Source organism: Psychromonas sp. KJ10-10 (assembly GCF_047323245.1).
Classification (GTDB): Bacteria; Pseudomonadota; Gammaproteobacteria; order Enterobacterales; family Psychromonadaceae; genus Psychromonas.
Genome location: NZ_CP178826.1, coordinates 4,197,719 through 4,221,195 on the forward strand (window position 1 = coordinate 4,197,719; position 23,477 = coordinate 4,221,195).

General features: G+C 38.4%; 26 protein-coding genes and 1 pseudogene. 7 read left to right on the top strand and 20 right to left on the bottom strand.

The features are described from left to right. Positions 1–51: 51 nt before the first annotated feature. Genes ACLKMH_RS24000 through ACLKMH_RS24010 form a run of 3 tightly spaced genes read left to right on the top strand, consistent with a single transcriptional unit; the run spans position 52 to position 1,409 of the window. The gene (locus ACLKMH_RS24000; RefSeq protein WP_413700252.1) at positions 52–261 is read left to right on the top strand and encodes a hypothetical protein; all 210 of its coding nucleotides are present in this window, start codon (positions 52–54) and stop codon (positions 259–261) included. Positions 262–265: 4 nt separating this feature from the next. Continuing rightward, positions 266–709 (top strand): hypothetical protein, encoded by a 444-nt coding sequence (locus tag ACLKMH_RS24005; RefSeq protein ID WP_413700253.1) that lies wholly within the window; start codon positions 266–268, stop codon positions 707–709. Continuing rightward, on the top strand, positions 666–1,409 hold the full coding sequence (locus ACLKMH_RS24010; protein ID WP_413700254.1) for a glycoside hydrolase family 30 protein: 744 nt from the start codon (positions 666–668) through the stop codon (positions 1,407–1,409). Before ACLKMH_RS24005 ends, ACLKMH_RS24010 begins: the two co-directional genes overlap by 44 nt. A gap of 69 nt (positions 1,410–1,478) precedes the next feature. Here the strand turns inward: ACLKMH_RS24010 and ACLKMH_RS24015 are convergent, their stop codons facing one another. From ACLKMH_RS24015 to ACLKMH_RS24040, 6 genes are all read right to left on the bottom strand, one after another. Further along, entirely contained in the window at positions 1,479–2,798 is a 1,320-nt protein-coding gene (locus ACLKMH_RS24015) for a glycosyl hydrolase family 17 protein (protein WP_413700255.1), read from the bottom strand. Between the two features lie 112 nt (positions 2,799–2,910). After that, positions 2,911–3,312: a hypothetical protein gene (locus ACLKMH_RS24020; RefSeq protein ID WP_413700256.1), complete on the bottom strand. Its 402-nt coding sequence runs from the start codon at positions 3,310–3,312 to the stop codon at positions 2,911–2,913. Beyond that, positions 3,296–3,808: a hypothetical protein gene (locus tag ACLKMH_RS24025; RefSeq protein ID WP_413700257.1), complete on the bottom strand. Its 513-nt coding sequence runs from the start codon at positions 3,806–3,808 to the stop codon at positions 3,296–3,298. The genes ACLKMH_RS24020 and ACLKMH_RS24025 overlap by 17 nt, the downstream gene beginning before the upstream one ends. After that, positions 3,795–6,878, bottom strand: coding sequence for a hypothetical protein (locus ACLKMH_RS24030; protein ID WP_413700258.1), 3,084 nt, complete (start codon positions 6,876–6,878; stop codon positions 3,795–3,797). Before ACLKMH_RS24030 ends, ACLKMH_RS24025 begins: the two co-directional genes overlap by 14 nt. After that, entirely contained in the window at positions 6,865–7,446 is a 582-nt protein-coding gene (locus ACLKMH_RS24035; RefSeq protein ID WP_413700259.1) for a hypothetical protein, read from the bottom strand. Before ACLKMH_RS24035 ends, ACLKMH_RS24030 begins: the two co-directional genes overlap by 14 nt. Then, positions 7,403–7,588 carry a hypothetical protein gene (locus ACLKMH_RS24040; protein ID WP_413700260.1) on the bottom strand — a complete coding sequence of 62 codons (186 nt, stop codon included), beginning with the start codon at positions 7,586–7,588 and terminating at the stop codon, positions 7,403–7,405. The genes ACLKMH_RS24035 and ACLKMH_RS24040 overlap by 44 nt, the downstream gene beginning before the upstream one ends. Before the next feature lie 692 nt (positions 7,589–8,280). Between ACLKMH_RS24040 and ACLKMH_RS24045 the strand changes: the two genes are divergently transcribed. Together ACLKMH_RS24045 and ACLKMH_RS24050 are read left to right on the top strand one after the other, a co-directional pair. Next, a complete protein-coding gene (locus tag ACLKMH_RS24045) occupies positions 8,281–9,513 on the top strand; it encodes a glycoside hydrolase family 16 protein (protein ID WP_413700261.1) in 1,233 nt (410 codons plus the stop codon). Positions 9,514–9,589: 76 nt separating this feature from the next. Further along, on the top strand, positions 9,590–9,883 hold the full coding sequence (locus ACLKMH_RS24050) for a hypothetical protein (RefSeq protein WP_413700262.1): 294 nt from the start codon (positions 9,590–9,592) through the stop codon (positions 9,881–9,883). A gap of 397 nt (positions 9,884–10,280) precedes the next feature. Here ACLKMH_RS24050 and ACLKMH_RS24055 read toward each other — a convergent pair whose 3' ends face one another. The 7 genes from ACLKMH_RS24055 to ACLKMH_RS24085 form a co-directional block, all read right to left on the bottom strand. Beyond that, positions 10,281–10,718 (bottom strand): putative glycoside hydrolase, encoded by a 438-nt coding sequence (locus tag ACLKMH_RS24055; RefSeq protein WP_413700263.1) that lies wholly within the window; start codon positions 10,716–10,718, stop codon positions 10,281–10,283. Further along, positions 10,705–10,854: a hypothetical protein gene (locus tag ACLKMH_RS24060; RefSeq protein WP_413700264.1), complete on the bottom strand. Its 150-nt coding sequence runs from the start codon at positions 10,852–10,854 to the stop codon at positions 10,705–10,707. The genes ACLKMH_RS24055 and ACLKMH_RS24060 overlap by 14 nt, the downstream gene beginning before the upstream one ends. Continuing rightward, positions 10,841–11,116, bottom strand: a complete 276-nt coding sequence (locus tag ACLKMH_RS24065; RefSeq protein WP_413700265.1) for a hypothetical protein — start codon at positions 11,114–11,116, stop codon at positions 10,841–10,843. Before ACLKMH_RS24065 ends, ACLKMH_RS24060 begins: the two co-directional genes overlap by 14 nt. Beyond that, the gene (locus ACLKMH_RS24070; protein WP_413700266.1) at positions 11,082–12,353 is read right to left on the bottom strand and encodes a glycoside hydrolase family 3 N-terminal domain-containing protein; all 1,272 of its coding nucleotides are present in this window, start codon (positions 12,351–12,353) and stop codon (positions 11,082–11,084) included. The genes ACLKMH_RS24065 and ACLKMH_RS24070 overlap by 35 nt, the downstream gene beginning before the upstream one ends. Beyond that, positions 12,334–12,843, bottom strand: a complete 510-nt coding sequence (locus ACLKMH_RS24075; RefSeq protein ID WP_413700267.1) for a glycoside hydrolase family 3 N-terminal domain-containing protein — start codon at positions 12,841–12,843, stop codon at positions 12,334–12,336. Before ACLKMH_RS24075 ends, ACLKMH_RS24070 begins: the two co-directional genes overlap by 20 nt. 214 nt (positions 12,844–13,057) lie before the next feature. After that, positions 13,058–13,561, bottom strand: a complete 504-nt coding sequence (locus ACLKMH_RS24080) for a carbohydrate porin (RefSeq protein WP_413702462.1) — start codon at positions 13,559–13,561, stop codon at positions 13,058–13,060. A 16-nt stretch (positions 13,562–13,577) separates the two neighbouring features. Next, complete coding sequence (locus ACLKMH_RS24085) at positions 13,578–14,345, bottom strand: carbohydrate porin (protein ID WP_413700268.1); 768 nt, start codon at positions 14,343–14,345, stop codon at positions 13,578–13,580. Positions 14,346–14,851: 506 nt separating this feature from the next. Here ACLKMH_RS24085 and ACLKMH_RS24090 point away from each other — a divergent pair. After that, the gene (locus ACLKMH_RS24090) at positions 14,852–14,962 is read left to right on the top strand and encodes a LacI family DNA-binding transcriptional regulator (RefSeq protein WP_413700269.1); all 111 of its coding nucleotides are present in this window, start codon (positions 14,852–14,854) and stop codon (positions 14,960–14,962) included. Between the two features lie 77 nt (positions 14,963–15,039). Then, positions 15,040–15,852, top strand: coding sequence for a substrate-binding domain-containing protein (locus ACLKMH_RS24095; RefSeq protein ID WP_413700270.1), 813 nt, complete (start codon positions 15,040–15,042; stop codon positions 15,850–15,852). 108 nt (positions 15,853–15,960) lie between these two features. Here the strand turns inward: ACLKMH_RS24095 and ACLKMH_RS24100 are convergent, their stop codons facing one another. From ACLKMH_RS24100 to ACLKMH_RS24130, 7 genes and pseudogenes are all read right to left on the bottom strand, one after another. Beyond that, positions 15,961–19,422 (bottom strand): hypothetical protein, encoded by a 3,462-nt coding sequence (locus ACLKMH_RS24100; protein ID WP_413700271.1) that lies wholly within the window; start codon positions 19,420–19,422, stop codon positions 15,961–15,963. 56 nt (positions 19,423–19,478) lie between these two features. Continuing rightward, positions 19,479–20,459: an ABC transporter ATP-binding protein gene (locus ACLKMH_RS24105; protein WP_413700272.1), complete on the bottom strand. Its 981-nt coding sequence runs from the start codon at positions 20,457–20,459 to the stop codon at positions 19,479–19,481. A 1-nt stretch (position 20,460) separates the two neighbouring features. Then, a complete protein-coding gene (locus tag ACLKMH_RS24110) occupies positions 20,461–21,096 on the bottom strand; it encodes an ABC transporter ATP-binding protein (protein WP_413702463.1) in 636 nt (211 codons plus the stop codon). Beyond that, on the bottom strand, positions 21,080–21,427 hold the full coding sequence (locus ACLKMH_RS24115) for an ATP-binding cassette domain-containing protein (RefSeq protein WP_413700273.1): 348 nt from the start codon (positions 21,425–21,427) through the stop codon (positions 21,080–21,082). The genes ACLKMH_RS24110 and ACLKMH_RS24115 overlap by 17 nt, the downstream gene beginning before the upstream one ends. Further along, positions 21,424–21,861 carry an ABC transporter permease gene (locus tag ACLKMH_RS24120; RefSeq protein ID WP_413700274.1) on the bottom strand — a complete coding sequence of 146 codons (438 nt, stop codon included), beginning with the start codon at positions 21,859–21,861 and terminating at the stop codon, positions 21,424–21,426. The genes ACLKMH_RS24115 and ACLKMH_RS24120 overlap by 4 nt, the downstream gene beginning before the upstream one ends. Beyond that, positions 21,858–22,403, bottom strand: a complete 546-nt coding sequence (locus ACLKMH_RS24125) for an ABC transporter permease (protein WP_413700275.1) — start codon at positions 22,401–22,403, stop codon at positions 21,858–21,860. The genes ACLKMH_RS24120 and ACLKMH_RS24125 overlap by 4 nt, the downstream gene beginning before the upstream one ends. A 9-nt stretch (positions 22,404–22,412) precedes the next feature. After that, a pseudogene (locus tag ACLKMH_RS24130) lies at positions 22,413–23,387 on the bottom strand (ABC transporter permease). Between the last annotated feature and the right edge of the window lie 90 nt (positions 23,388–23,477).

A 23,477-nucleotide genomic window follows, 5' to 3' on the forward strand; every position in this document is an offset into this window, starting at 1 on the left:
GCTGGAGCGATGACTGGTTATGGGGTGTTTTTTCACTTTACTGGAAACACTATGAAACTTTATCAAACCGCAAAAGACACTCAACTTGCCCTCAGCTTATCTGAATTACCTAGCATGCAAGAGGATTATCAAACCTTAGACACTACGGTTTACACTGATGCTGGCGAACCACATAGAATTTATATGGATTCAAACAAAACATTCCAAGAATGGGAAGGTTTTGGAGGTGCATTTACCGAATCAGCAGCTGGATGTACTTAATCGAATGAGCCCTGAAAAACAGAAAATAATGATGGAGGCCTATTTCCACCCAAGTAAAGGGATCGGTTATAACTTTTGTCGTACACATATTAATAGCTGTGATTTTTCCTTAGAGAATTGGGCATGTTGTGAAACTGAAGATGAACAATTAACTGATTTTAACCTCAATCGTGATAAACAACAGATCATCCCAATGATCGAATGGGCAAAACAAATATCAGAACAAGAGATCACCCTTTTCTCGTCACCTTGGAGTCCACCAGCTTGGATGAAAAGTAATGGAGAAATGAATAATGGTGGAAAATTAAAAGATCAATACCGCCAATCTTGGGCGCTTTATTACTGTAAATACATTAAAGCAATGCAGGAAGAAGGTATTACTATTTCAGCATTGACGATTCAAAATGAGCCAGTCTGCGAAACAGGTTTGGGATTCTTGTATTTATAGTGCAGAGGAAGAGCGTGATTTTGTGCGTGATTACTTAGGGCCAACTTTACATGAGCAGGGGTTACAACATATTAAACTAGTCTGTTGGGATCATAACCGCGCTGAAGCCTACGATCGTGCACAGAAGATGTTTGATGACAAACTCGCCTCTCAATATGTTTATGGTATTGGTATTCATTGGTATATGGGTGATAACTACCAGAATTTAAAACTGATTAATGATGTTTATCCGGATAAAAAAATCTGGTTCACAGAGGGTCGCCAAGAAAACGGGCCTCATCTTGGCGATTGGAATGTTGGTGAGCGTTATGCTCACTCTATGATCAACGATATTAATCATAATACCTCTGCATGGTGCGACTGGAATCTTTTCCTTGATGAAACCGGCGGTCCTAATCATGTTAATAATTTATGTAGTGCTCCGATTATTGCCGATACGGTGAATGATGAAGTGATTATCAACCCCTCTTATTATTACTTTGGGCATTTCTCAAAGTTCATTGAAAAAGGCGCAAAACGTATTGCCGTGTGCACTACAACCGATAACATCGAAGCCACGGGCTTTATTAATCCTAATGGTGAAAAAGTGATCATCGTTTGTAATAATTCCGAGAATCACTTAACTTATGCGTTGCATAACATAGATAAAGGTTGTTATATCAGCATGCTACCAAGGTCTATCCAGACTATTATTGTTTAGTTAATTATTTAATTAGTAAGCGATGACCTTTATTAGTAAAGGTCATCAACAATTAAGTTAGGGTATTAATTACCTCGCTTTTGGGGCAGAAACAGTTTTCATTAATCCTTCAACATTGCCATCAAAACTCTTTGTAAATGTAGCAACAGATCCTCGTGTTAATCCTAAACTATTTAATTTATTTACCTTATCCCAAACAACATATTTAGCATTACCTTCAATATCAATTAAACCAAAGTGCTTTTCTGAATCACCTGGGTTATAAGTATCGCCCTTCCAAGGCTCATCAAAGGCTTGAAAGAAAAACATTGATGCACCAAACTCCTTCGACCATGCTTGCATTGCCTCATAATAAGCCTTTTGCTTATATTCATCAGCGGCTCTAGATTGCAGATCATCTCCTTCGCTATCATCACCATAGTTAACATTTGCAACAGAGGCCCAGCCTGTTTCACCGATATGAATTTGTTTTTCAATGCCCAAACCTAACATATATTGTTGCGTTGCGAGCGTCTGTGTTAACGCCTCAACTTTGGATCTCTGCATAGCAAGATCTACTTTTTGTTGTATCGAAAAGTGGGCTTCTTCGCTTGGTACAGACCAGAAAGTATCGTGATAAAAGGTGTCGTGAAAAGGGTAAATATGCACAGAGATATAATCTACAGTCGCAATAAGTGCCTTTAAATCTTCATTGATATAGTCACCACCTTCTCCCTCACTGCCCCAGGAAGCATGATTATCAGAGCTGGTGATCCATAAATCCTTGGCAAGTTCTCCTTGTTCTTTAAGGGCTTGCAAGGTATTAACATGTTTAAGAATGATGCCAGGCACCACGTAATAAGGCGCCCAATGCACCATAGCTTCATTACCAACCGCTATCACTTTAATAATCTCTGAGTACTCTTTGGCAAGCTTGATACCCATCGCCATTTCTAATGCATTTTTAGGGTTTTCTTGATCATGGATGACTTCTTTATCCGTAAATGAATTTAAACCATCAATCCAAATACCTAACATCACATACATTTCAAAGGACTCACCAGTGGCTTGAGCCTCTTCATTTAATTGCCTAATGGCTTCTAATAAATTTTCAGTATTACTTTTACCATCATTACCAATATAATTTTGCGTGTTATAGGTTCTTAATACCTTAAAGCCCATCGCAAACAATATTTTCATATCTTCTTTTTGCTCTTCGACCGTTGGCACATTTTCACCTGATTCACGTATTTGACAACGCCAAGCGCCATAAGAAATAGCGAAATAATTTGGGTTTCCAAGCAGGACATCACCATTTTTAGCTTTAGGATAATAACCTGTCGGCGAAGGTTGAGGGGTAAGAGAAACTTCTTTATTGAGGGGAATATCTTTGTTACTTATTTGATTCATTGTGAATTTCCTAGCAATTACAGCAGATCTTTAAACATAAAAAAGCCACCTTTAAAAATTAATTTAAAAATGGCTTTGTTGTAATACCGATATCAATCGATTTGATTAGCGATTAATAGAAGTAGATATTATCCAGGTAAATGGTTGCACCTTCTTGGCCTTCAAACTTCATATAATGTGCACTTTCTAGGTTTGCATTAGGATAACTTGAAAGCGGAATATCAATACTCTGCCAGCTACCTTGAGTTGCATCTACAACATAAGGTGTTTCAGTGCCTGATCCAAATACATAGACATCAAAGGATGTTGCATTAGGTGTCCAGTAATCAAGGTGAATGTAAGATTTTTCTGATAAATCGATATCTGAGAATCCAACACCTTGTTTATCCAATGTTGCTAGTTTGTAAGTATTATTACCTTCGATATCAACTTCCGATGCAACCGCAGTTGATCCCCAACCTACATAGAGGTTAACACCACTTATAGCGGTATAATCATCACTGAAGAATGACAACACATCTGCAGACAGACATACTTGGTGTCGGCGCACTTTCTGTTGGACTCGCGACTTCGGTAGCTTGCTCGGTTTCATTGAAAGTAATGTTATCAAAGTAAGAAACAGTTTCTGTTGCTCTGGTTGTAAAATCAGGGAAGACAACAAAGTTAGTGAATGCATCGCCATCTGGGTTATTTGATTTGCTTGAAAAATCAAATGTCAGCTCTTCCCACTCATTTATCTTGGTATTACTAACTTTAATTTCACCTTCAGACCAACCACTTGCTGTCGCAAGCTTAATGCCAACATCACTAATAACCTCTTTATAAACCATTATTTTGATACTGTTATTAGTAGAATCTAAAGTAAATGGCGTATATTCAAAGGTTTGTGTACCAGCCCATGGCTGACCATCAACACGTGCGGTAAATTTAGCAACCGTTGCTGAAGTGTTAATACCACTACTATCCGGATTAGTGACAAACTCTAAAGTTGGGTTATCAGTGGTTCTCAAAGGTATCCCATGGTAGTTGTTCTCCTTCGAAATCTGTCGCAAGGGCCGCAACATCAACTGAGCTACTTGTATCATCAGAATCACTGCTATCATCTGAGCCCTCTGTTCCACCAGAAACTTCATCACCAGTAAAGCTAATATTATCAAAGTAGATAATCGCTTCCTGTGATCTTGCCGTATCACTGTCTAAGTGAAGTGAAAACCCATCAATATCGATTTGAAGTTCACCAAGACCGATACTGTCTGAGAAATCAAAAGTTAACTCTTCCCATTCATTAATTTTGGTGTTTTCTGTTCCGACAAAGCCAGATGTTGCCCAGCCATCCCCCATGAATTTTGTTAGCTTAAAATACACAGGGCTAATGCTGTTTTTATAAACCCACATTTTAACCGTGCTATTCGTTGCATCTAAAGTAAATGGCGTAATAGATTCAGTACCAACAGCGCCCCATTCACTTGCATCAATTGCATTAGTGCTTAACGCAACAGTTGCCGATGTATTACCTGTTGTATCAGGATTGCTTACAAACTGAAGTTTTGCAGTATCACTAGTCGTCCAGCTTAATTGCTCACCTTCAAAGTCAATAACGTCAGTGACACTTGTGATGGCAGTTCCACCTGAAGTACCAGGTTCAGTATCATCGATCACCGCACCATCCGCATAGAAAGCTAAGTTATCAACTTGATAAACGGCCCCTTCACCACTTCCCCATTGTGGAAATAGCATTACATTGTTGATTGCACTGAGGTCTAAACCAGCATTCGCTAAATCAGATAGATTGAAGCTGAAATGTTGCCATGTGCCTACTTCAAAGGCAGTATGCTCTGTATTACCACTAAATAGGTCAACGCCATCCCCAGAGGTATTTCCTGCATCACCTTCAATTTTAAAGTACCAAGTACTAGTACCGACAGGTAATGTAACAGCTTTGAGGTCGAACTCTAATGTGCCAGTATCAGCGTAAGCATCAATAGAAATTACCGCACCAACACCATCCACAGGTCTATGACCAGCAACAGCTCCTTGGCTACCAATAGTAAATTCAGTGACGTTATCATAAGTTACATCAGCATCTACAATCACCTGTGAAGAAGAATCATTTTCTATCCATGATTCCCAATCAGATTGTCCATCGGAAATGATATAAACCGCTTCATCAGTATCACGAGGACCTGAGACTGTATCAGTTCCCGAATCGTTTCCTGTGTCAGAGTCTGTATCTGTTCCTGAATCACTTCCTGTATCAGAGCCAGTATCTGTTCCAGTATCAGTACCTGTGTCTGTATCAGTGTCGGTTTCAGAATCTGTATCACTATCTGTTCCTGAATCCGAACCACTGTCCGTGCCTGAATCAGTTCCACTATCTGTTCCTGAATCAGTTCCCGAACCTGTACCGCTATCTGTTCCTGAACCTGTGCCACTGTCCGTTCCTGAATCAGTACCACTATCTGTTCCTGAATCAGTATCTATATCAACAAGCGATAAATCCGCGATATAGAATTTAGACACACCTGCAGTACCCGTTTTAGCAAATACAGTAATAAATTCAATCGACGATAAATCATAATTACTAAGATCAACTTCGACATCCTGCCAGCCTGTATTCGAATCACTTACTGATAATGGAATATCCGCAGACTCTGTGCCATTAGTAGAAATTTTTACAAAGTAGCCATCTGTATAACCACCTGAGGTCGCTAGTTTAATTTTTAATTTATCGAAGTCACTGAAATCACCACTAAAACTGTCACTAAACGCAAGTACTGTTCCCCAACTGCCAGCAGAAGTCACAGACCAAGCAGGTAATCCATCAAATTCACTATCAGAATCAATAACACTTCCCGTACTCCACTCACCAATAACGGTACTGTCATTAATTTCACTGTCCGTACCCTCAGAAGAAATCAATACATATTCTTGGCTATAGGTTTCAGCTGTTGTATCAGAACTCTCGTCTGCTGTAGATAAAAATAAATCAGCAACATAAATCTTAGAAACACCTGCAGTGCCTGTCTTAGCAAAAACGGTAATATATTCGATTGAAGATAAATCGTAGTTGCTTAGATCTACTACGACATCTTGCCAACCACTGGTACTATCACTAACTGATAATGCAATATCGCCAGATTCTTGGCCATTACTCGATATTTTAATAAAGTAACCGTCAGAATATCCACCTGAGGTTGCTATTTTTAGCTGTAATTGATCGAAGGCACTAAAATCTCCTTCAAAACCGCCAGTAAAAGCCAATACGGTTCCCCAGCTACCCGCAGAGGTAACCGACCAAGCAGATAAACCATCGAATTCACTTGCTGAATCTATAACACTCCCCGTGCTCCACTCGCCAATAACAGTACTTTCATTGATTTCACTATCTGCACCCGTAGATGAAATCAAAACATAATTTTCTGAGCTTGTATCACTTTCAGTATCAGTTTCTTCATCACTACCTGTATCTGTCTCAGTATTACTATCAGAAGCCTCTTCGCTTTCTACTTCTGAAAGAGATAAGTCGGCAATATAAATTTTAGACTCATCGGCAGTACCGGTTTTGGCGAAGACAGTAATATATTCAATCGAAGAAAGATCCAGCCCTAGTGCCTCAAGATCAACTTCTACATCTTGCCAACCTGTTTCAGCATCATCGACATCTAATGCAATATCGGCTGTTTCTACACCACCCGCCGACATTTTTATGTAATAACCATCACCCGAAATACCCGAATAACCACCTGTCGTTGCTATTTTTAGTTTTAATTTATTGTATTTACTAAAGTCACCAGAGAAACCATCGCTAAAAGCTAATACCGTTCCCCAACTACCTGCCGATGTTACCGTCCAAGCAGAAAGGCCTTCATAGGTACCAGAACCGATAACACTGCCTGTGCTCCATTCTCCTATGACCATACTTTCGGTAATTTCACTTTCCGCACCAATAGAAGAAATCAAGATGTATTCACTAACGGTTGTTTCTACCGCTTCGACTGAGACATCAATATCAACATTGCCCGCAATACTATCTGCATCAAATGCTTCACCACCTTCGTTTTCTACTTCAATAGCGAGCATCAACTTGTTGTGTAATGCTTTCAAGGTTAGCAATCACGGCAACCATGATGGCAGAGCTTAAAGCATTGGTGCTATAACTGTCATTTTCAGAGTCAGACATTTGTTCAGCGACAATGCTTGCAACGACCTGAGCAACTTTATGTAATTTAGCAAAGGCGACTTTATTTTCATCTGAACTGCTATCATCACTCGCGCCGGCAATATAATCTGAATCTAAAGATAAGGTTGTTCCAATTAGCTCTTGAATTGCTTTCTCTGCAATGGCTAAAGTGCTTCCATTTTTTTCAATTTCATTTTGGACCATACTGGTTAATGGGCTAACAAATGTGTATCCGGCAGGCGCACTCAGAGTGTAGGGTGTTAACGCTTTTTCAGGGTAATCTTCATCAATTGTTGTTTCTGTGACTTCAACCAACAAAGGAATTGAATCAATCTGAGTTTGTGTTGCATCGATAGTGAAAGCACCGCCATCAGTTGTCGTGGCAACAGGCTCGCCATCATCGCAGACTTTATTATTATTAAGATCAAGACAAACTGTTGCTCCCGTTAAATAACCATCGGCAAGCATTACCCGATAGAGCAACACTTGTGCTATCTGTTGAGTCTGTTGTCGTTGTTGTATTTGAAAGCGGATCATCTCCACAACCTGCAAGTGCCAATGCACTGGCTAACATCACATTAGCGAGCTTAAATTCTTTAGTTAATTTCATTTCTGAATCCTTTCCAGATTATTGTCGTATCACTTTGATTTAAAGTGATTATTTATATAAATCACAGGGAAATCATGCTTTTTTCTTGAATATCGACAAGGATTATAACGATTGAAATGCAAATTAAAGTGAGACTGATCACCAAAGTAAGCGCTTTCATAACGACAGATCACATAATAAACATAAAGGTTAAAAATAAGTTAAATAAAAACTTGACTACAACGGCTCAATTAAAGGCGGTGTCTTTTATGTTACTTCAGTACTAAAAGGTACTAGGAAAGAATTAAATATAATTATCCCCTTCTTAAAATAAATGTTAAATATGATTTATATCAACAACTTAACACCAAAACAAAAAGATAACTTTTATTAATGAAAGACACTAAGCATTTGATTAAATGTATAAATCTTTAATGCCTAACAGAGTTTTAATAATAATCAGTAATCACTTTTAAAACATACATTAAACAAAAAACGAGCTAATACTTGTTAATATGCATACAAAATTTAATTAAAATTAGGGAAGCGCTTACTAAAAATATTTTAAAAAACACTAAAAACAGCAAACCATTGTGAAGTGTCTCGCAAATAAATAGACAGATAACAACTAAGTTGCTAGTTATATTTCAACCTAATTTATTTAATGATATAAAAGAAAGCGCTTTCAAATAACTACTTAAGGATATTGAATAATGAAACAAATACCGTATGTAAAGACCTCATTATCTGCTGTTGCATTAGCAGTCACATTAGCAGGTTGTGCATCTAATGGTGACGGAGGTAATGCAGAGGAAGCCCTTCTAAAAACCTCTGGTGCGCCAGCGCTACAATTAACAGCAGATCCGATTACGCCAAGTGATAAATGGCAATTAATTTGGAGTGATGAATTTGATGGTGACGAAATTAACAAACGTAAATGGAGCCATGAAGAAAACTGCTGGGGAGGCGGTAACAACGAACAGCAATGTTACACAGACAGAGCCAGTAACTCCTTTGTAAAAGATGGAAAATTACATATCGTTGCAAAAAAAGGACGCTTTACTGGTCCTGACAATGTTGATGGCAATACAAAAAGCACCACTAGTCTGCCTTATACATCTGCTCGACTACGCACTATGAATAAAGGTGATTGGAAATACGGTCGATTTGATATTCGAGCAAAATTACCAACAGGTCAAGGTACTTGGCCAGCTATTTGGATGTTACCTACTGATTACGTATTTGGAGGTTGGGCGACGTCAGGTGAAATAGATATTATGGAAGCCGTTAACTTAAAAGCTCAATCTACAGAAACAGGCGCTGTTTTAGGTGAAGAGGAATCGAGAGTTTTTGGGACACTACACTATGGTAAAGCATGGCCAGATAATGTGCATAGTGGTCAAGCGACACATTTACCGGGTAACGTAAACCCTGGTGATGATTTCCATACTTATAGTATTGAATGGGAAGAAGGTGAGATCCGCTGGTATATAGATAATATTCATTACGCAACTCAAAGACAAGATGGTTGGTATAGCCAATATAAACAAGATGGTAACCTTGTTAGTGGTGGAGAAGGCGCGCCTTTTAATCAAAAATTCCACCTATTGTTAAATCTTGCTGTTGGTGGAAACTGGGCGACCAAAGCAAATGAAGGTGGCATTGATAAATCAGCTTTTCCACAAACAATGGCAGTTGATTATGTAAGAGTTTACCGATGCTCAGCAGATCGTTGGAAAGGTAAAGGCTGTGCTTCTATTTCCGATCAAGCTAAGCTCGTAGAGGGTATTAGTGAGCCAGAAATTGTACCTGATGATCCAAATTTCGGTAAAGGACCTTTATTCGAAGTATATAAAGACTCTTTATCTAGCAACATTGCCTTTGCTGAATATGATCCCGATGGTGCTGTTGAACAGCAAGAAGTAGAAGAAGCAGGTACGCGGTAAAGTATGGGAAATAACCAAAACCGGCGATGGTGGTAATGTTTATTTACGTGCACAAAGAAGCAACCTTTCACATTGGATGGATAACGGTCAATTGGTCTTTGACTTAAAAGTAGAAAGTAAAAAAAGTGGTACAGAGTTATTAGTTAAAATGGATAGTGGCTGGCCAAATGCCAGTGATATTTCCGTGCAACAACCAGCAGAAGGTACTTGGGGCGAAGTGCGTATTAACGTTGCAGAACTGATTGGAAATGGTAACCGATATGCTTCCGGCAAAGCTGATATCAGTGAGATCGGTAATGTGTTAGTGGTTGAACCTTTAGGGCCGATGACCTTAAAAATGGATAATATTCGCTTTGAATATGCGAAATAAAATCTAATACTTCTATTATCTAACAATTACTCAATAATTACTCAATAAGTAAAAAGGGGCTGAATTCAGAAATAATTCAGCCCTTTTTTTACCTAAAAATTCTCTTTATTTTTATCTCTTTCCACCTATTTTCAATAGTGAAACTGGTGATTAAAGAGTCTTAAGGAGTTCTTAAATGACAAAGTTACCCTTGATCGTATTAACTTCATAAGCCCCTAACTTTATTTTAAACTTCTCCAATTAGATTTTACATAACCAACAGAGAGCAAAATTAAGGTGAAAAAAAGGAGCAAAGCTCCTTTTTATTTGTTAAAAGAAAATACTTAATTATTGATTACAACTGATTGCATCCTTTGCTTTATCAATCGCATTAGGAACAAAGCGTATCTCACCTAAATCAAAGTCCACTATTTCGGCAGAGGAAATTAAAAACGCACTGGTTCAGCGACGTGAAATCCATGCCTGTTTTCACAAAACAGCTTAGAGGAATTTTAATGGTTGACCATTCATTGGAAACCGCAGGCAATGCGTCCTTAATATTTACTTCACCCAAACATGGCCACTGGCAATGCATGGCAATATTGACCTTATTCACTGGAAGTTGATGCATACGAATATCAAACTGCAAAGTAGCATTGGCATTAACATAGGCATTTTTATCCATACTGGAGGAATTTACGGTTTGTAGATAAAGCTGTGCTACATTTTTTCCATCAAACACAACATTTAGTGCATCCTGTTGATGTTTATAGTTAATTGGCGTCGTTGTTAGCCCTTCAACACTAGTTTTATTACCCTTTGAAACATCTACACCCGCCCAATTATTTGCTCGCACCTCCAATCCTTGCAATAAATTCATCGGAGGCATGACGGCCAAATATCTCTAAATTTGCTGTGGCGATACCATTATCAGGCTCACTCTGACCACAACCATAATCACGTGTATCAAGTGGTAGATTATCTAGAATCATTAGTTTGTAACATCCTTGAGTCGTAGGAAAGCCCGTAACCATAGGCAAATAATGGCTTGTGTTCCCCCTTAATATCTTGCTCTGTTTTTGGTGTTTTATAGTTATGTATATGTGGCGCAACACGGTTAATGCTTATAGAACACTTTTTCATTGGCCAAGAATAGGATAAACGCCCGGTAAAATCTTTGCCCTTTTGATTAAACAGAACATCGCTAATACCTCCCGCTTCAGTGCCAGGTAGCCAAGGCTGCCACAAAGGCATCGGAATGATTAATTTCTTCATTCACATATAAAGGGCGACCAGAATAGAAAACAGTAATCACTTTTAAACCAGCGACCTTTAGGGACTTAATATTTTCTAAATCAACAAGGTAAGTGGGTTTAATACTTGAAAACTCCAAGGTTTTATTAGCTTTAATATCACCGAACATTTCTGCATAGGGATCTTCACCAATAACAACTAATGCAATGGTATCTTGATCAGCATCGCTAACTTTAGTAATAACCTTATCTTTTCCGATGATGTTTTTTACCGCCATCAGCATAGTGGTTGCACCAGGGAAGTCTTTATCAAGCTTGTTTTCATTACCCTGCCAAGTCAGTGACCAACCGCCTGTTTGTTTTTGAATATTATTAGCGCCACTACCCGTAACTAATATTTTTTGATCTACAGAAAGCGGTAAAATATTATTCTTGTTTTTTAACAAAACCAATGATTGACTAACCGCTTCTCTCGCTAATGCTCGATGTTCATCAGATCCCAACAATGCCTGTTGCCCAGCCAGAGAACGCTCTGAAGGTTTAGGTTTCTGCCATAAATTAGCACGTAATTTCACTCGTAAAATACGTGTCACTGCATCATCAATACGAGAAAGTGGAATTAAACCAGTATTAACTTGTTCAATAACATTTCTATAAAATGCCTGCCAGTCACTACGTGCGGTCACCATAAACACATCATTTCCTGCATTAACAGCGACAGGACAATTAGACGCAGTACAGCCGTTTACTTCGCCTTGGCCATTCCAATCGGTTACCACTATGCCGTCAAAACCCATTTTATTCTTGAGTATATCGGTAACTAAGTACTTACTTGCATGAAGTTTTTTATTATATCCACCTTCACTTGTTTGATCATAATTGGCCTCATTGTGCCATGAGTTAAATGAGGTCATAACCACCTGAGCACCTGCTTGTAAACCAGCAAAATAACCCGTTGCATGAATATTACGTAAATAATCTTCCGAGTAATGATTCTCGCCACGATCCACACCATTTTCAGTACCACCATCCCCAACCCAATGTTTTACATTAGAAATAACATGATGTTGGCCAGCAAGTCCCTCGGCTCCACCTTGAATACCCTCAACCATTCGTCCTGCATATTGATAAACAATTTCAGGATCTTCCGAGTAACCTTCATAAACACGTCCCCAACGATAATCACGCGGTGTTGCCACGGTTGGTGCAAACGTCCAATCAAGACCTGTTCGTCGCAATTTCCTGCGCCGTTGCTTGGCCAATTTGATAAATTAAGTCAGGATTATTAGCGACACCTAAACCTATGTTATGAGGAAAAACCGTTGCCTTGAATACGTTGTTATGACCATGAACGGCATCTGTTGCCCACATAAAGGGAACAGTAAACCCTCGACCTTGATACGCCTCCTGTAAAGCTAACCAATATTTATCAGACTCTAAGGCCCAATCTTGAGCACTCGCGTATTTATTATTATTTGGCCAGCCACCGCCACCATTAAGTAGCGATCCTAATTTATATTTTTTAGCTTCTGCGGGTGTCACTTGACGTAAATCAGGTTGGATCATCTGTCCAACTTTCTCTTCTAAGGTCATCAACGACAATATTTTGGTTATTTTTTCTTCCATGGCAGGATCTTTTTTAATGCTACTTTGGATAGCAGGCCATTCTTGAAAATAAGGTACTTTAGATTTAACAACTAAATTGATGGGGTCAATCTCATTCAACATAACGTGACTTGATAAAATGGTTGCCAAGAAACATAGCAAACAACACCCATATTTTACGACAAAACATAACTTGCACTCATTTTGATAGGATATTTACCCGTTTCCATTGAATATGCATTTTTTGTATCTTGAATGAAAAAGGGCATAAAAAATAAAGGCTATCACCGAAAACTTGATAGCCTTTTAGAAAGATAACTAATGAAAGAAGGTGTAATTACCAATTCACTTCAATTTGAGTACCAAATATAATATCTGAGCCACCATCATCGACAGTCCAAGCATTATCAATGTAACTTGCAAATAAACGGATCTCAGGTGTTACTCGACCAGTTCCCATAATAAAAGTTGGTGCGAGTGTCACTTTTTTCTGCTTATAACTGTCCCCATTCCAGTTATTAAAAACCACACCCACTTCACTTTGTACAAACATCACATCATTCACAGGAAAGTAAGCGCGCGCCATTGCTGACGCCCAAAAATCATATGATCCAAAATCATTTTCATAGTGATCATTATATTGCGCTTGTAGTGACGGGAAAACACTGATGCCATTATCAAAATTATAACCACCCCAAACTAATAAACGCGCAGAGGTATCTTTTTCATCAACATAGCTAATTAGGCGTGTTGCTTTACCCCCCGCAGGATGCCAAGCGACCCAATCTGAATGCTCTCCTTGGAATAATGATCCTGGCCCATAAGCGTTATAATCATTAATTGTGCCACCAAGTAAGTTACCAGAAACCTAGGCCAACACCTGCTTGAGCAATAATGGTACCTTGGCCACTCCCCGTCCAAAAGAAATCATCAAGCGTGTAGATGACGGTAATATCTGCACCAGTTTCTGCATATTCAGTGCCGTCTTCATCCCAGTTATCTACCATGGCTTTACCAGATAAACTCACTTCCCAAGAATTATAAGTAACAGCAACATTAAAGGTATGCAGGTAATTATCTAAATTATCATTATTAGCAAAACTGCTATCATCAAGATCATAATCATCGTCATCACGATTACTAGCAATATAAGCGGTATCAATTAACAAGTCGCCTACTTCAATGCCTTTAATACCAATACCAGTACCTGACATATCCGTATAAAAAAAGTCTGTCATGAAAATATAGTTATCTTTACCGTAACCTGTATCACCGCCCCATAAGGTTCCACTTGGTGTGATCCCCGTCATTTCAAGGCTATAACCTAATGAAGCATCATCATCAATACTTGCTGTCACACGAATTTCGTTACCGTTATCAAATGACCATAGTGAACCAACATTTAACGAAGCATCATCATCAAACTCCAAGCCAAGACGCCCTAATGTTTCTTTTTGACCGCCACCATTGATACTTTTATAATCATTTTCAACACTGTAATACAAGCCGGTACGCACATAACCACCGAATTCATATTCCTGTGTGATCTCAGCATTTGCAAGGCTTGATATAGATACGCCAGATGTTGCCAATAGGCAAGCTAGGGTAATTTTAGATAATTTCATTTTCACTCCACTCGTCGTCAATAATAGTTTTTATATGAATAAGGTTCTGCTTAATATTTGAAAACACCAAGTAAGCGCTTTCTTTTAAGGAAAAAATAAATTGATAAAAATCCACAAAGCCCACTATTAAATTATCCTTGGTAACTTAACAAGAGAGTGAATATCAACTTAAGAAGGATTATAAATAATAAATGAGGGCTATAATGTGACCAAACCCTAAAGTAAGCGCTTTCAGTTGTTTTAGTTCACATTAGTAATAACAATTTGCATTAGGATACTTTATATTAATCCTACAAAAGGACTTAAATTAAAGTCGCTTTTTAAATAAAATAGAGGGGCTTATTTAATAAGAGAAATGATAAAGGGAGTATAATGTGAACTCATACTAATTCTTTAGGTGAGTTTGATGCACAAAACTCATAATGAAATGATTTTTCCTATAATATTCAATCTAATAAAATTTTAATAATAATGCATTTTATATTAATTTGTATGAGGATCTAAAATTGGTCACAATCAAGGAAGTATCAGAGCTTGCTCAGGTCTCACAGGCAACGGTATCAAGAGCCATTAATGGTCACTCTTCTGTTCAGAAAAAAATAAGCTCAAAGTATTAGTCGCGATTAAAGAGCTAGGTTATAAGCCAAATGCAGTTGCACAGGCACTTGCTTCAAACCGTTCTAATAGTATAGGTATGCTAGTAGGTAGTTTGGATGGCCCCTATTATGGGCCATTAATGCATAACGTCGAAAGCACCATTCGTAAGCATAATCTACACTTTGTCGTGACAAGTGGCTTAGAATCACAGGATAGAGAAACCAATTCTATTAACTTTCTTCAGGCTAAGCGTGTTGATGGACTGGTTATTCATGCGGATCAATTATCCGATGATGAGTTAATTCAAGTTGTTAAAGAAACCCCAGCAACGATTATTTTAAATCGCTATGGTTCTGAGCTTTCCTCTCAGTGTATTACCATTAATAATGAACTAGGTGGCTATCTCGCCACCAAACATTTACTTGAAAATGGTCATACAAGAGTTGCTTGTATCACAGGACAAATGAGTAAAATTGATAGTAGAGATCGATTACAGGGTTACAGAAATGCCATTACAGAGTTTGGTTTAAGTTATGATCCTGACCTAATCATTGAAGGACGTTTTGACCACCAAGGTAATGCTGATGTCATTGATCGTTTATTCCAAAGAGATAATGGAATGACGGCCATTTTTTGTCAAAATGATCATATTGCCCTTAAAGTCTACGATGCTTGCAGTGAAAGAAATCTAAAAGTCGGAGAAGATATTTCCATTGTAGGTTTCGATAATCATAGTTATTGCCAATATATTAATCCTAAATTAACCACCATGAATCTACCTATTGTTGAAATGGGTAATGAAGCGGCTATTGGCTTACTCGCATTACTTAAAAAGAAAAATCACAAATTAAAAACCAATCTAACACCAGAATTAATTTGCCGAGATTCAGTTAAAAATCTTAATAAATAAAAATTTTTTATTAGTTAATTCCTTTTTAAATACAAGCATAAAAAAGGCCCTAAATTTAATAAATTTAGGGCCTTTTATTTTGTCGCTTAATAATGCCAGTTTATTTGTTTACCTTAATAGGTTCATCGGTAATGTCACAATTATTTTCTTAATCTCACCACTGCGTTGAAATAGTTTTTCACATATTGAAGGCGCTAAACTTAACTCACTAAATGACTGCATAGTGCCATCGGTAAAATGTATATCAATGTTTTGTTCTTTCTCATCCATTTTGTAGATGAAAGGAACTTGGCAGTAAGTAAATGCTAACTCTCCAATTTTGACTACATAACTTTGTGTTTCACCTTGGATATTTTGGCAAGAAAAATTCACTGGCTCAGTTAAAAATTCCGCTTTATGTAATAGTGATGGATTAATCACTATGCCACCAACAATGACTTCTAGTCCTAATTCACCAAAACGTGTGATCACTTCTTCTTTCACTTGACCAGTCATACCTGGTTGCTGTGCACCGGCATGCTTAGGAGTATGCGAATAAGGATCCGTTGGGAAGGCACCGTAATTTTCTGGTGTTTTATTAAAACCAATACCCGCACGCACTTTGTAATAGTAATCAGCAAGTGCCACAACTTCTTTGCTTTGAGGGTTTTCAAGTAAGGCTTTTTGATAGTTTTCCTGCACCGCTAGCGACAGTTTAGAAACCATATGCCAATAAATAGACCCTAGTCCTTCATAGGCAAACATGGTACCGGAACGACCTGTAAAGGATTTATGGTCAAATACTTGCTCATATAACTCTTCTATAGCAGACCAGTCGCTATCATTCGCAGATGGATAGTCCGCTTTTACCACTGACATCGCCTTTTTTAAATAACTGTTATTTTCGAAGGCGGCATTAAAGTGATACTCACCTTGATCATCCTGGGTAATAATACGTTTGTCATTACCCTCAATCATTTGCGTTAATAAAACACTTTGTTGCACTTCTTTTTGTGGCAAATTATTTTTTTGGACAAAAGGTTTTAGTTCCCGATCTGGGTACAGCATAAAGCTATTTTGATCTGCTCGATACATTGAACTCGCAAACAGCTTTTCTAATAAATCAACCGCTTCTTTAGGTTTCAAAACACCAGAACTCAGTACTGCAACCTGCCCTTCAAGCATTGGGTATAACTCTTCAAAGGCTAAACTTTCTGCTGAACTGCTAAGAATGTTATAAGCATTATATAAACCATCTTCACGTAAGTTATTACGACAGCTTGACTCTAACACTTGTAATGACACATCCATGAAGCGTTGAATTTCTTCGGTTTCAACTTTTGTTTTTCCAGAAAAACCATTCTGACGATATATTTTATCGCGGTAATCGGCTGATGATTTTTCTAACTGAGTTAAGATAGCTTTGCGGGTTTGACGCGTTAACGTATCTTGACGGATCTCTTTTGAAGCATTACTTAGAATGTTAGTTATCGCTAACATCCAATCAAATACTTCCTTTGAAAGGCTAAATTCATTGGATGCTTTAGGCATTAACTTTTGCATAAATGCAACATAACGACGCATGTAATACAGCGTAACCATCGATAAACCATTACCTACAATTGCATTATTTGCATCGTTCCATTCTGGTCGTTGTGTATTTAGCCAAATACCACCATCAAGCACCAAGTTACTCAGTTTAGCTAATAAAGGAACCAGTATTTTTTCCATCAAGTTAACCATATAAACTTGATTATCGGCATTCATGATCAAACGGCCATCACTACCAATTTCATCAAAACGTTGCTCTGTTAGTGCTTGTCTTTCATGATTAAACACAACCGTGTCTTTAGGGTTTGCAAATAACGCTTCTACGCCACATAAATCGTATGGCACATTGGCATAACTGAAGATGTCACTTTGTAATAATTCGATTAAATCATCTTGCTCAAATTTATCGGCTAATTCTAAGAATTTAAGAAGATAGATAATTTGATGATCACCCCAATAACCAATATTACTCCAGTCATCATCTTCCTCTAATAATTCCCAATCTATACCATCTTTAGTAATACGGTATGGATTATAACCATCCGCAGTTGAAGCATTCACAAACTTAGCTAAGAAAGATTTAATAAAACCCGGGTAACTTAAAGCACTCGCTTCCCAGTTTTGGAATATGTCACGCCAGTTGCCTTGATATGAAAGTAAACGCTCACCATTTTCATCTTTAAGTTTAATTTCATAGTGATTCCAAGGGCGACTTGGATCGCCATGACGACGCCCAAAGGTCAGAGGTAAATATTCATAACTTAAACGTACAAGTTGTTTATCACCCGTTGCTTTGGATTGTTCAACTAACTGTGCATGAGTAAAAGTAGTAGGCAAAGCGACAAAGAAATCGCCATGCTGATTAACGACATGCCTATTTGTTTTTGCCATTGTTTTAATTACATCGGCTTTCTCAAGTAGGTATCCGTTTTCAAATACTCCACCACGCATATTATTAAACAGCACATTAGCGTAATGATGAACACTGGTATTTTCTTCAGCCGTAAGTTGCCAAGCATCTGCTCCTGACATAAGGCCAATCAGCTCTTGTTGATTATCAGCAATACTCTGCTCAAGCTCTATTGATAATTTACTCGGCGCTAATAACGCTGTTTTTAATTGGCTAATATGCGCATGGGTTTTATCAATATCTGCAACAATTGACCAAGACAGAGCTTCAGATTCAGCTAATTGGATAGATTTATGAATCAGGTAACTCGCACGCAAACCTTTGGTTAACGTTTCATTTTTAATTTCTAAGCCTTTACGGAAGGCATTAACTTGCTGGCTACTTAATAAGATTTGTTCATTTTTATGTTGGTTAGCATTATTATCGAGACTAAATACAGTGGTGGCCAATAATGACTCCGCAGGATCAGCACAATCACTTAACTTGGCATACATGCTAAAAATCGCCAAGGTACTGCCTTCCACCTGTTCATTCCATTTATAAGCATCAACCAAGGCACTACGTGTTTGCAATGCATTTAAAGGTGCACCTGAAGGTAATAGATTTTGTAAACCATCTAATACTTCAATGTCACGAACTTCAGTACTTAAATTGCTTAATTCACTACGACGAATAAAGCCAAACTTTTCACTGCTGTTCCAGCTATATTGAAACTTAAGCGCTAAGCTATGATTAATTTCTTCAAAAACTAATTTATCACCAATGCTGTTTTTATAAAGATTACGCTCAACATTATATAAACCATCATGGTGTGGATTGAAGGGTTCCCACAGCGCAACTGTGTCGCCTTGTTTAACCCTAAAAATCGATTTAGATCCTGTATTTTCAGCACTTTCATGAATATGGTCTACTGATTTATAAGGGAATAATGCATTTTCTGGGCGAATACGTCCCGCCGATAAACTGCCCGTCGAGGAAATAAATAACCAATGATCACTGGCAGAAACCACACTGATGAAAAAAGGTGCCATTTGATCAACATTAGCAATTTTATAATAACGCTCGCCTAATAAATTAACGAATTGCCCTTCAACAGCAGTTGTTTTTGTTTGATTTTGTTTAATACTCATAATTTAAAATCCATGTAAGCGCTTTCAAGCGCTTCTTAAAAAAATAACAATCAAATTTATAAATGATTACAACGCACGTAATGACCTTCCGATATCATGGTTGGCGCTGGAATAGACTCTGCACATTTCTCGCTTGCTTTGTAACAACGCGATGCAAATGGGCAACCTTTACTGCTTGGTCTCCATAAAGGTATTTCGCCTTTTTTTGCCCCCAACTCTCTACGACCACTTTTACCTGCTTCAGGCACTGCTGATAGCAATAACTGTGTGTACGGGTGTTGAGGTGTCTGTGTGACACTGTCACTAGGGCCCCATTCCACCATATGCCCCACATACATCACCGCTGTTTTTTCAGCAAAGTAACGCGCCGTAGCAATATCGTGTGTAATGTACATAAAGGAAATGCCGTGCTTATCTTTTAAGTCCGCCATTAAGTTTAAAATACCTAAACGTACTGATACATCTAGCATCGAAATAGGCTCGTCCGCTAAAATTACTTCCGGGCTGACGGCTAATGCGCGAGCAATCGCAACACGTTGTCTTTGTCCACCACTTAGCTCATGAGGGTATTTCTCTGCTGTTTCCTTAACTGGAAAAAGTCCTACCATCTCTAGTAATTCATAAACTAAAGTAGGAATTGCCTCTTTCCCTGCTCGCTTATGAATCGTTAAAGGGCGAGCAATATGGTGATAAATACTATGCACAGGATTTAGTGATCCAAAGGGATCTTGAAAAATCATTTGCACCTGACGGGCATATTCCAAAGAACCATTTTTCTTAATGTAACTGTCTAATGGCTCACCTTTAAAATAAATATCACCGGCTGTTTTATCATAAATTCGCGTTAGAATTCGAGCGCCAGTGCTCTTACCTGAGCCCGATTCTCCAACAATGGCGAGTGCCTCACCTTTTCTCAGCTCAAATGACACATCATTCATGGCACGCATTAAATTATTGCTACTGGATTGCCCTAATGGGAAATCTTTAACCATATTTTTAACCGATAAAATAACCTCATGATTATTTGTATTTTGCATATTATTCCCCTGACGCAACATGACATGAAACAAAATGATGGCCACCCAATAACCCTAATTGTGGCTCTATAGTTTTGCATTGCTCAACACATTCAGTACATCGCGCTCTGAAATTACAGCCCTCTGGAATATCTAGCAGATTCACCGGATCACCCGGGATCCCATACAAACGTTCCTTAGGACCGTGGATGGTTGGGAAGGATGAAATAAGTCCTTTGGTATAAGGGTGTTTAGGTTTGCTAAATACGGTTTTAGCATCACCTAATTCGATTAAATTGCCGGCGTACATAATGCCAATACGATCCGCAATTTCACCCATCAGACTTAAATCGTGACTGATAAATAAAATAGAGAAACCAAACTTTTCTTTTAAATCATATAATTCATTAAGGATTTCACGCTCAACCACTACATCAAGTGCAGTGGTTGGTTCATCCATAATGATCAACTTAGGCTCAAGTGCTAGCGCAATGGCAATCACTACACGTTGCCTCATACCACCACTTAACTGGTGTGGAAAACTCTTAAGGCGATCACCTGGCAAACCAACAATCGCCAATAATTCAACGGCCTTTTCAGTGGCGACTTTAAGCGTTATCTTTTTATGCGCAAGGATCACATCAGTTAACTGGTTCACCAATGGTAATCACCGGATTTAATGAGTTCATCGCACTTTGAAATACAACAGACACATCATTCCAACGAAAATCACGTAATGCTTTATTAGACATTTTTAAGACATCTTGTCCGTTATAAAGAATTTCTCCCTCAGGAATTAAACCTGGCGCTTTATGTAAACGAGCAATGGCAAAGGCTAATGTACTTTTGCCACAACCTGATTCACCGGCAATACCCAATGTTTCACCTGGCTGTATCGATAAGCTGACATTATTTACCGCTCTTGCGATACCGTTTGGGGAAACATAATCAACACATAGGTTGTTTATTTCTAACAGTGGATTACTCATACTAGACCTCTGCGTTTATTCGCTTCTTTATTTAGTTTTTTCCAAAGTTTTAAATGTGGACCCGTTTTTAGTTTTGGATTGCTCACCTGGTCAATCGACATATTGATTAGTGCCAAAGCACCGCCGGTCAAAGATAAAGCGATTGCAGGAACTAACATTTCCCACCATGCACCTGTATACAGAGAAGATGATACTTGTGCCCAATATAGCATCGAGCCCCAACTCACTTCCGTTGCATCACCTAAACCAAGGAAACCAAGCGGCGCTTCAGCGCCCATTGCATAAATAACCGTGCCTAAGAAGCCACCAAACACAATAGAAATAAGATTAGGTAAAATTTCCACCAAAATAATACGTACCTTTGATTCCCCCATTACCTCTGCTGAGATAATAAATTCTTTATTGCGGATAGCCATGGTTTGCGAACGTATCACCCTCGCCCCCAGGGCCAAGAAGTCACACCAAGCAGAACGGCAATAACGCCAGAACCAACCTGACCGAGAAAAGCGGCCAGTACAATCAATAAGGGCAATTGTGGAAAGACTAAAAATACATTAGTAATAAAGTTCATCCATTCATCAATTTTCCCACCAAAATATCCAGAGGTAACACCAACACCAACCGCAATAACCGTTGCGATAATGCCGGCAAACAATGCCACACTGAGTGTTTTTCGAGCACCTTGAAGCACTTGACTGTAAACATCTCGGCCATTTCGTGTTGAACCTAAGATATGCTCGGCATTTGGCGCTACATGTGGACGAGCAACACGTTTATCTGGGTTATGGGTCGCTAATACTGGTGCAAATAACGCCCCTAATATAATAACAACCAATAACGTACTACCAATAATTGCCGGTGGGTTACCATGGAAAAATGATTTCGTTTTCATCCATAGGTTGCCTAGTTTCAGCCTTAGCGTCCCTTTAGGCTGAATATCAGATGCTTTAGCATCTGATGTGCTTTGATTATTCATATCTTTACCTTATTTAGAAATACGTGGGTCAAGCCAGACGTAAAGCAGATCGGCGATGAAATTTGCTGTTAATACAGCAGTAACAAGAATTAACAGAATAGCTTGGATAAGTGGGTAATCACGGGCCATTATTCCCTTCAGAAGAATATTGCCAAGTCCTTGATAGTTAAACACGACTTCAGTCATGATTGAGCCAGCAAAAGAGAAACCAATAGCCATCGCAATAGCAGTAGCAACGGGTAATATTGCGTTACGCCCTGCATAACGATACATCACACGAAAACTGCTTAAGCCCTTTGCTTCTGCCATGGTGACGTAATCTTCACCGAGCACATTAATCATCGCGTTACGCATATTAAATACCCAAGTCGCGATACCAACTAGGATCATAGAGCCCATTGGTAAAATAGCGTGCTTAGCAACACTGCCGATAAACTCTAAGGTAAATCCAGGATCAATAGCAGGGTCATAGGTATAAGCGAGTGGTAACAGTTCTAGCTTTAAACCAAAAAGTAAAACAGTAATAATGCCGTTACTATGTAAGGGAAATTACTGATAAAAGCTAAAAAAGGCGGTACGAACTGACCAAAGAAACCTTCACGACGGTAAGAAGCATAAGTACCAATAGTTACTCCAAGTATTAAAGCAACAATCAATGATCCTAGGGCTAAGAACATAGTCCAAGGCAACGACATTCCCACTACGGTTGTTACATCGATAGGAAACATTAATACTGAAGGACCAAGATCAAGGGTAAAAACACTTTGAATATATGAAACATATTGCTCAAAAAGAGAACCATTCATAAATCCATACATTTCCCTTACTGCATCCATTTGCGCAAGATCCATTTTTCCCTGTGCAGCTGACAAACATGGCTTCAATTGGGTCACCCGGCATCATTCTTGGCAAAAAGAAGTTAAATGATATTGCCAAGAGGAAAGCAGTGAAATAAAAACTAAGTCGACGTAATATAAAACTCATCATTTTTTCCAATTATTCAAGAGCTTACTAGTAGCTCTTTCTTAGTTAGGGATCGTTACACAGTAGCTTGTAGCCGATCCCTGCTTATGT

Excerpts from the sequence above, each read along its gene's own strand:
- ACLKMH_RS24115 (WP_413700273.1), bottom strand. The coding sequence starts at position 21,427 with ATGAGTAATCCACTGTTAGAAATAAACAACCTATGTGTTGATTATGTT.
- ACLKMH_RS24005 (WP_413700253.1), top strand. The coding sequence starts at position 266 with ATGAGCCCTGAAAAACAGAAAATAATGATGGAGGCCTATTTCCACCCA.
- ACLKMH_RS24035 (WP_413700259.1), bottom strand. The coding sequence starts at position 7,446 with ATGCTTGCCGATGGTTATTTAACGGGAGCAACAGTTTGTCTTGATCTT.
- ACLKMH_RS24015 (WP_413700255.1), bottom strand. The coding sequence starts at position 2,798 with ATGAATCAAATAAGTAACAAAGATATTCCCCTCAATAAAGAAGTTTCT.
- ACLKMH_RS24060 (WP_413700264.1), bottom strand. The coding sequence starts at position 10,854 with ATGATTCTAGATAATCTACCACTTGATACACGTGATTATGGTTGTGGT.
- ACLKMH_RS24010 (WP_413700254.1), top strand. The coding sequence starts at position 666 with ATGAGCCAGTCTGCGAAACAGGTTTGGGATTCTTGTATTTATAGTGCA.
- ACLKMH_RS24030 (WP_413700258.1), bottom strand. The coding sequence starts at position 6,878 with ATGCTCGCTATTGAAGTAGAAAACGAAGGTGGTGAAGCATTTGATGCA.
- ACLKMH_RS24125 (WP_413700275.1), bottom strand. The coding sequence starts at position 22,403 with ATGAATAATCAAAGCACATCAGATGCTAAAGCATCTGATATTCAGCCT.
- ACLKMH_RS24085 (WP_413700268.1), bottom strand. The coding sequence starts at position 14,345 with ATGAAATTATCTAAAATTACCCTAGCTTGCCTATTGGCAACATCTGGC.
- ACLKMH_RS24075 (WP_413700267.1), bottom strand. The coding sequence starts at position 12,843 with ATGTTGAATGAGATTGACCCCATCAATTTAGTTGTTAAATCTAAAGTA.
- ACLKMH_RS24045 (WP_413700261.1), top strand. The coding sequence starts at position 8,281 with ATGAAACAAATACCGTATGTAAAGACCTCATTATCTGCTGTTGCATTA.
- ACLKMH_RS24095 (WP_413700270.1), top strand. The coding sequence starts at position 15,040 with ATGCTAGTAGGTAGTTTGGATGGCCCCTATTATGGGCCATTAATGCAT.
- ACLKMH_RS24000 (WP_413700252.1), top strand. The coding sequence starts at position 52 with ATGAAACTTTATCAAACCGCAAAAGACACTCAACTTGCCCTCAGCTTA.
- ACLKMH_RS24065 (WP_413700265.1), bottom strand. The coding sequence starts at position 11,116 with ATGCCTTTGTGGCAGCCTTGGCTACCTGGCACTGAAGCGGGAGGTATT.
- ACLKMH_RS24100 (WP_413700271.1), bottom strand. The coding sequence starts at position 19,422 with ATGAGTATTAAACAAAATCAAACAAAAACAACTGCTGTTGAAGGGCAA.
- ACLKMH_RS24050 (WP_413700262.1), top strand. The coding sequence starts at position 9,590 with ATGGATAACGGTCAATTGGTCTTTGACTTAAAAGTAGAAAGTAAAAAA.
- ACLKMH_RS24040 (WP_413700260.1), bottom strand. The coding sequence starts at position 7,588 with ATGAAATTAACTAAAGAATTTAAGCTCGCTAATGTGATGTTAGCCAGT.
- ACLKMH_RS24105 (WP_413700272.1), bottom strand. The coding sequence starts at position 20,459 with ATGCAAAATACAAATAATCATGAGGTTATTTTATCGGTTAAAAATATG.